General features: G+C 66.3%; 8 protein-coding genes. 6 read left to right on the forward strand and 2 right to left on the reverse strand.

The genetic code is table 11. From position 1 onward, the window contains the following. Positions 1-618: 618 nt before the first annotated feature. Positions 619-1,056 carry a hypothetical protein gene (locus tag SK803_RS37960; RefSeq protein WP_319971026.1) on the reverse strand — a complete coding sequence of 146 codons (438 nt, stop codon included), beginning with the start codon at positions 1,054-1,056 and terminating at the stop codon, positions 619-621. Between the two features lie 151 nt (positions 1,057-1,207). Here SK803_RS37960 and SK803_RS37965 point away from each other — a divergent pair, with 151 nt between their 5' ends. Continuing rightward, a complete protein-coding gene (locus SK803_RS37965) occupies positions 1,208-1,537 on the forward strand; it encodes a hypothetical protein (RefSeq protein WP_319971027.1) in 330 nt (109 codons plus the stop codon). Between the two features lie 251 nt (positions 1,538-1,788). Here the strand turns inward: SK803_RS37965 and SK803_RS37970 are convergent, their stop codons facing one another. Continuing rightward, positions 1,789-2,280 carry a DUF6326 family protein gene (locus tag SK803_RS37970; RefSeq protein WP_319971028.1) on the reverse strand — a complete coding sequence of 164 codons (492 nt, stop codon included), beginning with the start codon at positions 2,278-2,280 and terminating at the stop codon, positions 1,789-1,791. A gap of 162 nt (positions 2,281-2,442) precedes the next feature. Between SK803_RS37970 and SK803_RS37975 the strand changes: the two genes are divergently transcribed. The 5 genes from SK803_RS37975 (at position 2,443) to SK803_RS37995 (ending at position 15,932) form a co-directional block, all read left to right on the forward strand. Next, positions 2,443-3,582 (forward strand): sensor histidine kinase, encoded by a 1,140-nt coding sequence (locus SK803_RS37975; protein WP_319971029.1) that lies wholly within the window; start codon positions 2,443-2,445, stop codon positions 3,580-3,582. Then, complete coding sequence (locus tag SK803_RS37980) at positions 3,579-4,235, forward strand: response regulator transcription factor (RefSeq protein ID WP_319971030.1); 657 nt, start codon at positions 3,579-3,581, stop codon at positions 4,233-4,235. Before SK803_RS37975 ends, SK803_RS37980 begins: the two co-directional genes overlap by 4 nt. 1,265 nt (positions 4,236-5,500) lie before the next feature. Further along, the gene (locus SK803_RS37985) at positions 5,501-6,619 is read left to right on the forward strand and encodes a tetratricopeptide repeat protein (protein ID WP_319971031.1); all 1,119 of its coding nucleotides are present in this window, start codon (positions 5,501-5,503) and stop codon (positions 6,617-6,619) included. Positions 6,620-7,152: 533 nt separating this feature from the next. After that, on the forward strand, positions 7,153-15,306 hold the full coding sequence (locus SK803_RS37990) for a DNRLRE domain-containing protein (protein ID WP_319971032.1): 8,154 nt from the start codon (positions 7,153-7,155) through the stop codon (positions 15,304-15,306). After that, positions 15,306-15,932, forward strand: a complete 627-nt coding sequence (locus tag SK803_RS37995) for a hypothetical protein (RefSeq protein WP_319971033.1) — start codon at positions 15,306-15,308, stop codon at positions 15,930-15,932. The genes SK803_RS37990 and SK803_RS37995 overlap by 1 nt, the downstream gene beginning before the upstream one ends. Positions 15,933-16,029 lie beyond the last annotated feature (97 nt).

Consider the following 16,029-nt stretch of genomic DNA (forward strand, 5'->3'; position numbering starts at 1 on the left):
TCAACGGCGGTGAACGGAACCGTAATGACCAGCGGTTTCATAATCGCCGCAGGTGAGGGCATGCTCTGGCTCACGCTGGCAGTGTGAGGGTCAGGGGTTCGAGTCCTCTCAGCTCCACTTGAAGTAGAACCCGTCTGATCTGGCGATTATCGCTGGTCAGGCGGGTTTCTTGCTGTTCTGGGTGGATCTTGAGTGATCGTCTGGTGATCGTGTTGCGGTGACCCTGTGGAGCAGTTCTGGAGCAGGATTCTCCGGCTTGATCGCGTCCGGGTTCGTGGATCTGGGTATTCGTCACGCCCCTCCCACCAACGGTGTGAGGGGCAGTGGATTGGTTGTGCCGCAAGTGGTCCGGAGACATGGCGTTCTGCAGGTTCCGGTGCGGTCGGGTGTGCTCGGATGTTCAGGTCTGCTTCGTGCCAGTGGCGTTGGAGGTCGCTGAGGAGTCGGAGTTCGACTTCGGGTGCGCCGCCGGCGATGAGCCAGGTCTTGTGGCTGTGTCGCAATCCGTGGAATGTGAGGCCGGGCCGGGTCGGTGCTGTGTGGACGCCTGAGCGGTTGTCCTTCGTTGCCGTTGACCGCGGGTTTGAGGACGCGGCGGATGAAAGTGCTGCGCCACAACTATGTTCCGCCTTCGGTGGTGAACACGAACTCGTTGTTGTACCGCTCGAGGTGCTTGCGCAGCATGGTGACGAGGAACGGCGGCAGGGTGATCGTGCGGGCCGATGATGCGGTTTTGGGTGAGCCGAACCAGCGCGTGTGTGCGCCCTCGTGCAGGCATCCGGTGCGTGGGTCGATGATCAGCAGGCTGGCGGTCTCTCCGCCGAGTGAGGCGGCCTGTTGGGCGATGCGGAGGACTTCGGTGGGTGTTGCCCAGACGCGTTCACGTTCGATGCGGTGACTGCGTCGTCCGCGACGTCGGTAGCGGCGGATGGGGTTGGAGGGGATGAGGCGTTCATCGGCAGCATCGGTGAGGATCATCGACAAGACCTTGACGACGGTGGCGACGGTGGTGTTGGCGTAGCCGAGCCGGCGCAGGTCGGCGATCCACTTGTTCACACCGAGTGCGGTGATGGCGTTCAGCGGTGTTGCGCCCCAGCGGAGCAGGATGTGGCAGCGCAGGACGCTGCGGTAGTTGTCGATCGTGCGTGGGTCGAGATCGGGCGGCACAGGCTGGTCACAGCTGTTGATCTTCCGCAACGATGGCTGTGTGGCCACCCTCATCATCGAGATCCATGTCCCCTTTCCCTCGGAGCCGGTTGTGGCCGAGGGCGAGTACCCCTTTCCTTGGATCGATGTGATCGAGGACTTCTTGGGCGGGTTGGAAGAAGAAGGCGAGATCGAGGTCTTTGACGACGGCGAGGAGTACGGGGACGCTTATGTCTTCTTCATCACCGGCGCGGACGAGCGTGATCTGTTGGCCGTCGCCTCGCGTACCGCGAAGCTCGACGGCGTTCCTCCAGGCGTGTTCGCCGTGGTCAGTGATGACGAAGCGGGGGAGTGGGGCCTCGGCCGTCGAGTGGAGCTGCCGCTGAGCTGAGCTGAGCCGCTCTGGTGCGGGCACCGCACGCAGATGCGGTGCCCGCGGCCTGCTCGATGCGATCCTCGTCGATGTCACCGACACGGGGTGTCCGGTAGGGACTGGTGTGCATCCGATGACCTGACCTGCCGCAGAGGGCTTGGAAGGCCCCTACGCGGCGTCCCAGTGGTGGTTGGTGTCCCACTGCCAGGAGGCCCGCACCGCGGCACCGAGGCAGATGGCTCCGAACAGGACGGGGACTGCTCGCGGGTTCACGCTTGCTGTTGGGCGCGAACGGTTTCACGGTCCGGGCTAGCCGCCATGGTCGCCGACGGTGCGGTGCGGGGCCAGGTCCAGGCATACCGCACGATGAGGGCGAGAAGGATCAATTCCAGCACGATGCCAAGGCCGTAGAAGTACAGCCAGGACTCGCCCACCGCGTTGAATGCCGTGACGGGGACGTAGAGCGCGGCGATGGTGAGGTTGGTGATGCGGTTCGCCCTGGCGGGCAGCGTCATCGACAGCACGACCATGAGGATCGGGATGGCGATGAGGGTCAGCGCCGTGGTCGAAAAGGTCTGGGAGAGGTCGAACTCGAAGACCTTGCCGTTGAGGATGTCTTCGATGACGCCGGGCGTGAAGAAGTTGAGAATGTCCACATAGGCGTACAGGAACATGAAGCTTGTCCACGTTGCGGCGAGCTTGGCTCTCACCGGGATCCGCTGGTCTTCCAGCGTGGCGGTGGTGGGTTGACGTGTTCTCATCATGGGCTCCGTTGTTGTGGTGAGGATCGGTAGGTCGACGATCGCTGAACCCGGCGGCGGGCGCCTCGGCCCGGAGTCTGGGGTTCGCCTGGCCGATGGCATGGTCTCGCTCCTGTTCTTTCGGCGGGTACACCGAGGCACGCCGATCCCTAGGCTGGAGCCGTGGTCACTGTCTGGCGCTCCATCTGGCGTGAGCCGCGGCCTGCTGACGCCCCACCCATCGGTCGGCTCGACTGGCTGCTGGTGGGCGTGGTCGCGGCCGCCGCCTTGGTCGAGGGCATCGCTCGGCCGGGCTTGGCCTGGCAACCCCTTGTGACGGTGCTCGCCCTGGTGCTGCTGCCTGCCCTGCTCTGGCGGCGGGGCCGCCCCCTGGTGGCCGCCCTGGTCGGGTGGGGCGTCGCCGGGCTGCTCTCGGTCCTCCAGCTGACTGCGCACGTCGGGGACCTCGGCCTCTACGCCACGATGGCCGTCCTGATCCTGCTCTACTCCCTGGTGCGGTGGGGCTCGGGACGGGAGATGGTCGTGGGGACGGCGTTCGTGACAGTCGTTGTCGCGCTGGGGATGTACGCCTCCTCCGCGGGCTTGGCCGACGTTTTCGGCGGGAGCGTCCTCTTGCTGTTGTTCGTCGCCCTCGCGGCGGTGTTCCGCTACCGCGCGGACCTCTGGCATCGCCAACAGCGCGAGATCCGAAATCACGAGCGGGTGGCGCTGGCGCGCGAGCTGCACGACACAGTGGCCCACCACGTCTCGGCCATCGCGGTGCAGGCGCAGGCCGGTGGTGTGGTCGCCGGCATCCAGCCTGAGAAGGCTGCCGAGTTCCTGGCCGTGATCGAGTCTGAAGCGTCGCGAACCCTGGCGGAGATGAGATCCATGGTGCGGGTGCTGCGTGAGGAGGAAGCCGCCGCCTACTCACCGCAGCTGGGTGTGGCGGACCTGCCTGCTCTGTCGCGCACCGACGCGACGCCCACCGTCGAGGTCTCGCTGGACGGTTCGTTGACTCGGCTGGCACGACCCGTGGACACCGCGCTGTACCGGCTCGCGCAGGAGTCGCTGACCAACGCCGTACGGCACGCCCGGAGCGCGACCCGCGTCGGGATCGACGTACGCCGGGAGGGCGACGCCGTCAGGCTGCGTGTCAGCGACGATGGACAGACCGAGCCGGGGCCGGCCCCGGAGCCTGGGTTCGGCCTGCTGGGCATGGCCGAACGCGCCCAGCTCCTCGGCGGATCGTTCTCCGCGGGGCCGGGGCCCGAGGGTGGCTGGGTGGTCGAGGCAGTGCTGCCGGTGGAGGCGTTGGGATGAGCATCCGTGTTGTCGTAGCCGACGACCAGGACTTGGTCCGGACCGGGCTGGTGACGATCCTCGGCGCGCAACCCGACATCGAGGTCGTGGGGGAGGCAGCAGACGGGCTCGCAGCGCTCGACCTGGGGACCCGGCTGCGTCCCGATGTCCTCCTCGTCGACATCCGGATGCCTGGGCTCGACGGCGTCGAGGTGACGCGGCGCCTCGCCGGGCCAGACGTGACGGACCCGATGGCGGTCGTCGTGATCACCACCTTCGACCTCGATGAGTACGTCCTCGGCGCCCTGCGCGCCGGCGCCCGCGGCTTCCTGCTCAAAGACGCCGGTCCGGCGCTCCTCGTGCAGGCCATCCACGCGGCGGCCAACGGGGACGCGCTGATCTCCCCCAACGTCACCCGCCGGCTGCTGGCGACCTTCGCCGACCAGGCGCTGGTGGTACCGGTCCAGCTCATCGACCCACTCACCGAGCGCGAGGAGGAGGTGCTCGCGCTGGTGGCACGTGGCCGGACCAACGCCGAGATCGCCACCGAGCTCTTCGTCGGCCTGAGCACGGTCAAGTACCACGTCGCATCGTTGATGACCAAGCTCGGCGCACGCAACCGCGTCGAGATCGCGATGTGGGCATACGACACCAGACGCGTGAGGGCCAATTAGCGGGTACAGATCGACCTGGAGAGCCACGGTCGCGAGGCCCCTGCGGGGGGCCGCTCGGGCAAGCGGGCGGCGCCCGGCCTCCGGCCACCCACCCGCGCCCGACGACGGAGGCAGACTTACCCCGACCGAACGGGACAGCGACCCGACCGACCCCACAGCCGCCGCAAGAGGATGAGGGGTACCCGGTGGGGTCCTCGCTCCCTTGTCCCAACATCGTTCAACGCCAGGACGCCGGCGCCAAGAGCGCTACGTGTCGCTGCGCGATGGCCTGCGGGTAGGCAAGGGACCCCCAGGTGTGTCACATCGACACCTTCAGCGTCGACCATCCGCACAGCGTGATCAATACGCCAGACGGCCGAGGGTACAACCAGGGCATGATCGATACGAAGAAGCCAATCGTCGAGTGGGCGGCCTACCGTGAGACTGAGCAACGGCAATCAGCCTTGGATCCCTCCAGCTTGCCGGAGGGCGAGATCCCGCTACTGCCAGAACCCGTTGCGGAGATTGATCTCCGTGCACGATCACAAGCAAGAGCTGACGACCGGCTGACCTACGTGTCGCCCTGGCCATGGGCGGATGCGCGGTGGGGGCGATAGGACGTAGTCAGGAAACGGGCGTGGGGTGTGTTGACGCGCAACCGACTGCGGCTGCGGTCGCCGAGTTGGCGAAGCGCTGCGCGCTGGCCATCGGCCAGGACCACAAACTGCGGCGCGGCAACACCGTGGAGAGGGGATACCAATACGACCCCGCTGGCGCGGCGAAGGAACGTCCAGGCGTGAGCCCCATACTGTTGCCCTGCAGCATGTCGGCGGGTGGTAACCGGGTGGAAGTCCTTTGTGGACCACTGGCGGTGTGAGGGTCAGGGTGGATCTTGGGTGATCGCCTGTTGATCGTGTTGTGGTGACCCTGTGGAGCAGTTCTGGAGCAGGATTCTCCGGCTTGAGCGGTTGGGCAGATGATGGACGAGCCGTCGCGCTTGAGCGATCTCGGGAGCGCCGCCGGTGATGAGCCAGGTCTTGTGGCTGTGCCGCAATCCATGAAAGGTCAGTCCGAGCCGGACAGGCACGCTGCGCCGTCCCGCAGCGTCGAGGGCCGGCACCTGACCGCCGCTCTGCTCGACGGTCCCACCGCCGCGACGTACCTGTCCTGACCAGTGCTTCCAATTGGCCTCCGGGTATACCCGATTTTCGGGACAGTGACTGAGAGTCGACTGCCTATGATTCGTGGCCGGCACAGGTCGGCGCAGGTTCGAGGGGGGAGGCGGCATGGGCATGGATGCGGTCACGATGTTGGCGGAAACGGTCGCGACGTGTCGGGCGCGAGCGGCCGATGACCCGGTCTACCTGCCCGATCTCGCAATGGCGTTGAACAGTCTGGGTATCGCCTACCACCAGGGCGGTAGGCACATGGACGCGGTGGAGCAGGGCGAGCATGCGCTTGCGACGTGGCGTCGGTTGGCTGCGGACAACGCCGGATACCGACCGGACCTGGCAGGCACGCTGAGCAATCTCGGCGCCTTCTACGGCTTGGCCGGGCGACACACGGACGCGATCGACCCGTCCGAGGAAGCCGTCGCCCTGTACCGGAACCTGGCGGCGGAGAACCCGGTGTTCACGGCGAACCTCGCGGCTGCCCTGACGAACATGGGCCGCCCGTACGGCAGTGTCGGTCAGCGGGACAAAGCGGTGGCCGTCGCGGAGGAGGCCGTCACGCTCTACCGGGCCTTGGCCGCACAGGACCCCGCCCAGCTGCCCAACTTCGCTATGGCGTTGAGCAATCTGGGCATCGAGTACGGCAATGTCGGTCGACACGCGGACGCCATCGGCCCTGCGGAGGAGGCCGTCCAACTGCGCCGGACGCAGGCTGCCCAGAACGCCGACTACCTGCCCGACGTCGCGGGCGCGTTGACCAACCTGGCCAGCCGCTGCCAAAGCATCGGTCGGCATGAGGATGCCCTTGCCGCTGCGGAGGAATCCGTCACGATCTACCGATCAGTCGTCAAGCGGAATCCCGTTCACCTCGGCAATTTCGGCACCGCGCTGTCGAACCTCGGCAATGCCTGTGGAATGGTCGGCCGACGTGTGGACGCGGTCGCCATGACCGAGGAAGCGGCCAAGATCTTCCGCCCCCTGGCCGCGGGCAACCCCGCCCACCTGCCCGACCTCGCGATGGCCTTGAACAACCTCGGCCTTCATCTCGGCGACATCGGGCTACATGCCGACGCGGTCGGTCCCCTTGAGGAAGCCGCAACGATCTACCGGCGGCTGGCCGCCGACAGCCCCGCGTACCAGCAGAATCTGACTGTTGCCCTGGCCAACCTGGCCCGCAGTCAGCAGAGCGGCGCTGTTCAGCCGGCCAAGAAGCGCTTCTGGCGTCGAGGGTAGGCCGCACCCGCCAGCGGCTGGCTGCCGATCTGGAGCGCGTCGACAAAACGGATCGAGTCCGCCAACACCGAGTTGTGCGCTCTCTGCCTCATGAACGCAAGCTCACCCATCGATCTTGGTGCGAAACTTCCTGGCGTGGCGCAAAACGACCGTTTCGCGAACGGCGAACGATGCCTGAGGCCTGGATGACCTGATGTTCCCCAGGCCCGCAATTTGTCCACTGTGGAACCGCGTTGCCGGGCGGATGAGCGCGCGGCGGATTCGCACCGATGACGAAGCCTGTCGTCCTGGCGGGCGGTCGCCTCGATTTGGGCCGGGTCAACGTCTCCGTGTGCCGCCGAGTGCCACCAGGTTGGTTCTCTTGGATTGTCTGACCGTACTTGTGTGGTGGGAAGCTTGGTGGACGCGGTTGCTCCATTCGGCTCTAGGGTGTGAGTTGTTCGTTGGCTAGCGTCCCTGTCTGCGTGACGCCGAGCGGTTAGTTGATCACTGCGGGGTGACGGCCCTCGGCGTCTTCGGCCCTGGGGGGTTTCGTGTTGACGCCACGTTTCTTCGCCCTGCCCAAAAAACTTCTGGTCGTGTTGTCGCTGACCGCTCTCGCGGTCGTAGGCCTTCCTGCCGGCCCACCGATCAACGGTCCCGGCCACCTGCCCGACCTGGGTCTTTCCGGGTTGTGGCAGTCGATTACCGGGTGGTTCGGCGGGAGGGCGGAGGCAGAGCCGAGACCGCAACAACAGCAGGCGAGACGCGAGCCGCCGAAACGGGTGCGGGAGCTGACCGAGCGGCGGACGCCATCTGTGCGGCTGTTCCAGATGTCCGACGGCCAGGTCGAGGCTGAGGTGTCCCCGCGGCCGACGGCGTTCAAGGACGCGCAGGGCCGGTGGCAGGACATCGACCCGACGGTCCGTGAAACGCCGCGTGACGGGTACCGGTTCGTCAACAACACCAACGGTTTCACGAGCCTGTTCGGTGAGTCGACCGACAAGCTGGCCCGGTTCGAGGCGGCGGGCAAGCGGATCGCGCTCGGCATCGATGGTGTGGCCAGGGGCATCACGCCGAAGGTCGAGAAGAGCACGGTCACCTATTCCGGCGCGTTCGACGGTGCGGATCTGGTCTACCAGGTCACGGGTGAGGCGTTGAAGGAGAACATCGTTCTCGCGAAGGCGCCGAAGGACGCGACGTACCGGTTCACGCTGGATCTGGCGGGTGTGACGGCGCGGGCGTTGCCGGACGGGGTGATCGGGTTTTTCGACAACCCGGATGCGCCGCCGGTGTTCGTGATGCCGAAGCCGTTCATGTTCGACAGTTCGCCTGATCGCAAGTCGCCGCACGGCAAGGTGTGGAGCGACAAGGTCACGCAGACCGTGGAGCAGCAGGGTTCGAAGATCACCGTCACGGTGAAGGCAGACCAGGGCTGGCTGTCGGCCAAGGAGCGCCAGTACCCGGTGGTGATCGATCCGACGATCAAGCTGGTGCCGACCCCGACGACCGGTCAGGACGTGCAGATCTGGTCGGACTCCCCAGATCGCAACGACGGGTCGAGCTACCAGCTCTCGGTGGGCACGGACGCGTGGGGCAAGGCCCGCACGCTGATCAAGTTCGACACCTCCGTCGTGCCCGCCGGCACCGCGCTGACCAGTGCGAAGCTGCGGTTGTACTACGACTCCGAGCTGTGGACCGCCGCGAACAGCAACGTGCACGAGGTGCGGCGGGTGACGCAGGGCTGGTCGGAGGACACGGCGACGTGGAACTCGATCAACGCCGCGTTCGCCGAGGCGGCGTTGTCGACGGCCACGAAGCAGGCGAACGTCGGGAACGTCTGGCACGAGTGGGACGTGCGCAACATCGCTCAGCAGTGGGTGTCGGGGTCGGCGTCGAACTTCGGGTTGATGGTCAAGTCGACCGACGAGACGCTGAGCCGCGGTGGTGCGATCTACCAGGCGTCGGAGTACGCCTACAACGGCGAGACCGAGAACGCCCCGAAGCTGATCCTGAGCTACGGCAGGCCGAGCGCGGACCTGCGGGCGCCGACCAAGATCTTCGCGACCGGTGCGGAGCTGAACTGGGGCCCGTACGTCGACCCGGATGTGAACAATCCTGCCGACGACGCGGTGGAGTACCAGGTGCACCGGTCGGTGTTCCAGGCGTTCACGCCGCAGGAATCGACACTCGTCGCACCTCTTGCGCCCGCCACCGTCACCTACACCGACACCACGGCGCGGCCGACGCCGGCGGACTCGCCGGACCCGTTCGGCAATGCCTACTACTACATGGTCGCGGTGAAAACCCGTGACGGGCAGGTGATCCCGGGTCCGACGCAGCTGGTGCGGCTGCCCAAGGCGGGGTTCATCACGCAGGTGTTCCGCGGCGGCGCGGACGACGCGACCCTGTCGTCGAACCAGCCGAACACGAACCTGGACACGCTGGGCGGTCAGCCGTGGCTGATGGCCGGCAAGGGTTCTGGCACCTACGGCACGACCCGTGCGGCGGTGCGGTTCCGCGACCTGTCGGCGTTGCCGGCCGGTGCGCGGGTGACGAACGCGGAGATGACGCTGTGGGGCTTCTACACCGTCGGCTCCGGCGCGATCTTCGACGGCCATCCGCTGACGAAGTCCTTCGTGGAGAACCAGGTCAGCTGGAATCGGGCGTCGACGGCAACGGCGTGGACGACGCCTGGTGGTGACATCGGTGCGGCCAGCGACAACGTCTCCGGCATCACCAACGACCCGAACCGGCACATCTGGGATCTGACCGCGGCCGCGCAGGGCTGGGTGGACAACCCGGCGACCAACTACGGCTACGAGGTCAAGCTGCGTGATGAGGCAGGTCCGACGCAGCGGGTGCTGTTCCTCTCGGACGAGGCGGCGGAGCCGCATCTGCGCCCGAAGCTGACGGTCACCTACACGCAGCCCATCGCGGAGATGACCTACTACGCGCCGGACACCCCGTCGATCCGCATGATCCCCGGCGACGAGTACACGATCCCCGTCACCGTCACGAACTCGACCACGACGACGTGGCGGTCCGCGGACCAGGTCGTGTCCTACCGCTGGAACCTGCCCGACGGCACGGACGTCACCACCGGCGGCAACCGCTTGGAGACCGCGCTGCCCGCGGACGTGCCGCCGGGTGGCAGTGTCACCGTGCAGGCGAAGGTGAAGACGCCGATCCAGTCCGAGGCCGGGAACAAGCGCGAACAGTTCGTGCTGAACTGGGATCTGCGCAACAAGACCAACGGGACGTGGCTGTCCGCGACCGGCGGGATCCCGGCACTGCCCCAGAACGTCACGGTCGAGGACCCGACGTCGGACCAGCTGGGTCTGGAGAAGTTCTACTCCTACGCGGGCAAGTCGACGGGTGCGGCCTCGAACGTGCTGGTGAACCAGTTCGCGGGCAACACGGTGTGGTCCTATGACGCGTTCACCAACCCCGGTCGCGGGCTGAACACGTTCGTGCGCATGACGTACAACAGCATGGACACCTCGGCCACGTCGCTGGGGCAGGGCTGGTCGCTGGCGGCCAGCGGTCTCACGCGGCTCGGTGCGTACCTGGAGCTGCACCCGAAGGGCCAGGACCACCCGAGCAGGATCACGCTGCCGGATGGTGATGGCACGTCGCACACGTTCGAGCTCAACAAGAACAACAGCTCCGATCCGGCGCAGTGGACCTACGACAAGCCCGCCGGCGTGCACCTGTACGTGCAGCGGGACGGGGCGGCGGAGAAGTCCCGGCGCTGGAAGATGACCCGCCCGGACCGCACCGAGTTCCTGTTCGACGACGAGGGCTGGCTCACCGCCGTCCGCGAGAAGAACGGCAACGAGCAGCGGTTCACCTACACCGAGCGCAGGTCCAACAACCAGCCGCGCAAGTTCCTCGCCTATGTCACCGATCCGTCCGGCCGGCAGACGCTGACGCTGGACTACTGGGAGAAGGGTGAGACGCAGAACCCGAAGATCATCGACAACGTCCAGTCGCTCAAGGACGTCTCGGGTCGCACGATCACCTTCTCCTACGACGACAAGGGTTTGCTGACCCAGTTCGTCGACGGCTCGGGCACCTCGCTCGCGAAGACGTTCAAGTTCACCTACGACGCCACACAGGGCAACAAGAACGTCAAGCTCGTCAAGGTCACCGATCCGCGCAACCACGACACAGGACTCGCGTACTACACCGCGCCGGTGGACCCGAAGGACAAGTGGAAGCTGCGGACGATCACCGATCGCCTGAACTTCACCACCACCTTCGCCTACGCCGACCCCGACGGCTCCGCCGGTTCCGAGGTCGAGTCCACGATCACCGACGCGGAGAACCGGGTCTCGACGTACCGGATCGACGGCTACGGGCGTCCGCTGCGCACCACGAACGCCAAGAGCCAGACCACCGCGCTGGAATGGGACGCCGACAACAACGTCGTCAAGCTGACCGAGGACAACGGCGCCGTTTCGACCTGGGCTTACGACGCAAAGACCGGCTACCCGACGTCGGTGCGGGACGCCGAGGCGGTGGCGAACAACTGGCCCGCGATGACGATGGGGTACCAGAGCTCTCTCAACGGGTACGTCGCCGACCTGACGTCGAAGACGTCACCGGAGGGCCGGACCTGGGCGTTCGCCTACGACGGCAAGGGAAACCTGGCCTCGGTCACCGACCCGAAGGGCGTGCCGACACCGTCGCCGGACGACTACAAGACGGTCTACTCCTACGACGCGTTCGGGCAGTTGCTGACCACGACGGACGCCAACGAGAACACCACCACGTACTCGGAGTTCGACCCGACCGGGTTCCCGAAGAAGACGACCGACCCCTACAACAACAGCACGAACCTCGCCTACGACGTGCGCGGCAACGTCTTGTCCCTGAACGATGCGCTGGGCAAGACCACCACCTTCACCTACGACGTGTTCGGCCGTCCACTTGAGACGAAGGCGCCGAAGGACCAGGCCGCCGGCCAGTTCATCACCTCGCCGGCGCCGGTGTACGACGCCAACGACAACGTCACGCAGGCGACCGCGCCGAACGGTGCCGTGTCCACGGCGGTGTACGACAACGCCGACCAGGTCTCGTCGACGACGGCGCCGAAGGACACGCCGACCGGGCCGGAGCGCAGGAACAGCTACACCTACGACAAGGTCGGCAATCTCAAGACCGAGACACAGCCGCTGGGCAACCTCACCTCGGGCGATCCCAACGACTACGTCCTGCGGTACGACTACGACGAGATCTATCAGCTGACCACGACCACCAACGCGGGCAGCAAGAAGACGACTTACGAGTACGACCGCGTCGGCAACGTGATCACAGTGGTGGACGCTCGGAAGAACGCGACCGCGGACACCACCGACTACACGACCAAGGTCACCTACGACCTGAACCACCGCGCGGTGGACACGATCGACGCCGCAGGCAAGGTCGACCACGTCGGCTACGACCGCGACGGCAACATCACGTCGAAGCGCGACAAGGAGAACAACACCACCACACTCGTCTACGACGAACGGTCCAACCTCGTCGAGGCTCGCGTTCCGCACAAGGCGGGCGTCACGCGCGTCACCAAGTTCGAGTTCGACGAGGCCGGCAACCAGACTCGCGTGATCAGCCCGCGTGGCGTCGAAACCACTGACGACGCGGACGACTTCGCCGTGCAGACGGTGTTCGACAAACTGAACCGGCCGGTCGAGAAGCTGTCGGCGTTCGACAAGGACGACGTGCTGTACAAGACCGCGGACAAGACGACCTACGCCTACGACCAGGTGGGCCGGATCAAGGAGGTCAGCGCCCCGCCTTCACAGGGTCAGACGGTCCGCAACGTCTCGAAGTACTCCTACTTCGACAACGGCTGGGTCCGCACGTCCACCGACCCGTGGGACATCGTCACCGCCTACGACTACACCCCACTGGGCCAGCAGGCCTCGCGCACGCTCACCAGCGCCGGTGGCTCGTCGGGCCGCACGATGATCTGGGACTACTACCCGGACGGCAAACCGAAGTCCCGTTCGGACAGTGGCGTCCCGGTCGGTCTGCACGTCGCGCTGACCGACAACTCCGACATCGGGTTCATCGATCTCGCCGGCAACTGGTCCACGGCCACCGCCGGCCAGGGCTTCCAGGGCTACGACTACCGGTCCACCGCTCGCGGCACCGGCGGAACCACGTTCTCGTGGAAGCCGGTGATCCCTGCCGACGGCAGCTACGAGGTGTTCGTCAAGTACCCGTCGGGTGTCTCGGGTTCTGCGACCAACGCTCCGCACAAGGTCGAGACCGGCACCGCGACGTCGACGGTCCCGGTGAACCAGACGCAGCGCGGCGGTGAGTGGGTCTCGCTCGGCAGCTTCGCCTTCGCGGCAGGCACCGCCGCGAAGATCACGGTGTCGGACAACGCGGACGGCACAGTGCTGGCCGACGCGGTGAAGCTCGTCCGCAACAACAGCGGTGAGCCGGACAACGAGTCCAAGACGTTCACCAACACCTACGACGCCAACAGCAACCTGACCTCGATCACGGACACCTCGCCGGGCGCGAAGGCCGACGCGTACGCGTTGACCTACAACGGACTCAACCAGCTGACCAAGATCGAGGAGAAGCTCGCGTCGGTGGTCAAGGCGACGACCACGTTCTCCTACAACGAGAACGGCGCCCCGCTGACCCGCGGACACGACAAGCAGACCGCGGAGTTCACCTACAACCCGCTCGACCTGATCGAGCAGGTGAGGAACACCGAGACCGGCGGCTCGCCGAAGGTCACCTCCTACACCTACACCGACCGCTGGCAAGTGAAGGAGCAGACCAAGTCCAACGGTAACAAGGTGGTGCACGGCTACCACCTCGACGGGGCACTGGCCTCGCAGGTGGAGTCGAAGTCGAACGGCACGCTGGTGGCGCAGCACCTCATCGACTACAGCGCCAACGGCCACCGGACCAAGGACGCCTCGAAGGTTCAGAACGCCGACAACTCGTCCGCCTACCTGGACGAGGCGCGCGAGTACGACTACGACCCGCGCGACCGGCTGCGCAAGCTGACCAAGAAGTCGGCGGCGGGCGCGGTGCTGGAGACCGAGGACTACGTCCACGACGCCAACAGCAACGTCGTCTCGTCCACGGTCGAGGGCACCACGACAACGTTCAACTACGACCGCAACCGGCTGCTGTCGGCCAGCGCGTCCGGCACCACCTCTTCGTACAACTACGACCCGTTCGGCCGCCTCGACACAGTCACCGCTGGTGGTCAAATCGTTCAGTCGTACAAGTACGACGGCTTCGACCGCACGGTGGAGCACCGCAAGCAGGGCGCCGGTGGGCTGAAGACCACCACGTACGCCTACGACCCGCTCGACCGCACCACGACCAAGACCGAGGACGGCAAGACCACCGACTTCGCCTACCTCGGTCTGACCGACAAGGTCGTCTCCGAGGAGATCGCGGGCCAGCTGCAGCGGACGTACCAGTACGACGCGTTCGGGCAGCGCCTCGCCCAGATCAAAAAGGACACCGACGGCACAGGCCCGGAAGTTGCCGAGGACTCGTACTACGGCTACAACGCGCACACCGACGTCGAGACCTTGACCAAGGACAACGGCGACACGCGGGCCACGTACGGATACACCGCCTATGGCAAGGACGACGAGCAGGCCTTCACCGGCATCGACAAGCCGGACGCCCAGCAGCCGGGCAAGGAGCCGTTCAACTTCTACCGGTACAACGGCAAGCGGTTCGATCCCGCGTCGGGTTCGTACGACATGGGGTTCCGCGACTACAACCCCGGCCTCAACCGGTTCCTCACCAGGGACTCGTACAACGGCGCACTGGCCGATCTCGACCTCGGCGGGGATGCGTTCACCGGCAACAGGTACGCGTTCGCGGGCGGCAACCCGATCAGCGGTGTGGAGGCGGACGGGCACGGCATCTGCGCTGACGACGCGTGTCTCTACGTGTGCCCGCTCAGTTGCAGTGACGCCGACGCGGCCGCGATCACCGAGCGGATGGCGGCGGACACGCAGGCCGCGTGGGACCACGACTATTCACCGAAGTCCAACGACTACGAGACCGTCGCGACGGAGCTCAACGCCGGTCGCGTGCACCAGATGGGCGACCCCTACTGGGATCGCATGGGCAGCACGCCCAAGGACGAGACCGCGTGTTTCGGACGGCTCGGGTGCGACAAGGCGCTCGAATACCTGTTCGACCACAAGGACGACGTGGCCGGTGCGAAGAAGATCGCCGCGAACTACTGCGTCGACAACTTCAGCGAGTGCTACGAGGACGCGGAGGCGGAAGGCACCTTCACCGAGCTGATCGACATCGCGGTCACGGTGCTCGCCGGACGCCGGACGGGTGGCTCGGTCAAGCCCAACGTCGCCGCCCCGGCCAGCAAGTTCAGCCAGCTCACGCACGCGAGCGAAGGGATCAAGCCGTACAGCGTTCAGCGCACGGTCACGGCGGGCCACAAGGGAGCGATCCAGGCCCACCACTTGATCGAGAAGCGCTTCGCCCGTCAGATGGGCGGAAACACCGACGACTGGGCCACCATCGTGCTGACGCGAAGTGAACATCAGGTGTTCACCAACGCCTGGAGACAAGCGATTCCAACAGGGCCCGGCGGCACCGCGCTGGCGAGCCGTGCTCAGATCGAGAACGCGGCCCGGCGGATCTATGCTGACTATCCGGAGATCCTCAAGGCGTTAGGATTGTGATGAGCGACTTCGTGGAGCTGCAGTGGAAGCGCAATCGCGGCTGGCCCTGGCCTGAGGACTCCTACGGGTTGACCCCGATGTACGGCGAGGACGGCTGGTGCCACTCGTGTGGCGTGCCCAAGCGGCATCAGTGCGGGTCTCTGGTGTTGCAGCACAAGGGGAAAACCCGGTTCACCGGGGCATGGGTGCCCAACTGGCAGTTCGACGTCATCTGCCTGGAGCGTCCGCTCGCCGACGAGATCGGCCGCCGGTTCGACGTCGAGTTGCGCGAGGTCGCCTGGCACGGTGGCGTGGGCGGCGGTGAGGCGTCGCAGATCGTGCCCCGCCGCACCGACGAGCCGTGGTTCGACCACGACGAGCTCCGCGCGTCCGCCGAAGAACGCCACGGCGTCGCGGGAAAGACGTGCCCGGAGTGCGGAGTCTGGCGGTGGATGCCGCTCGGGTTCGGTTTCGGCCTGCCGCCGTTGCGTCTCGATCTCGCCGATCAGGCCGGTGACGTGATCGCGTCACCGGAATGGTTCGGCGACGGGTGGAACGCGTTCCGGGTGCTTCTGGTGCGCCGGGAGCTGGCCGAGTTGATCGCTGACGGCAGCCCGCGCGACGCCAAGGTCAACAAGGTCGTGTGACGGACGGCGGTACGTGCACCAGTGCAGGACAGAGCCCGGCCGGATGGATCATCCGGCCGGGCTCTGATGTGTCCGCACCTCACCGGCGAGCCCGCCA

Source organism: Lentzea miocenica, from assembly GCF_033949945.1.
GTDB lineage: Bacteria > Actinomycetota > Actinomycetes > Mycobacteriales > Pseudonocardiaceae > Lentzea > Lentzea miocenica.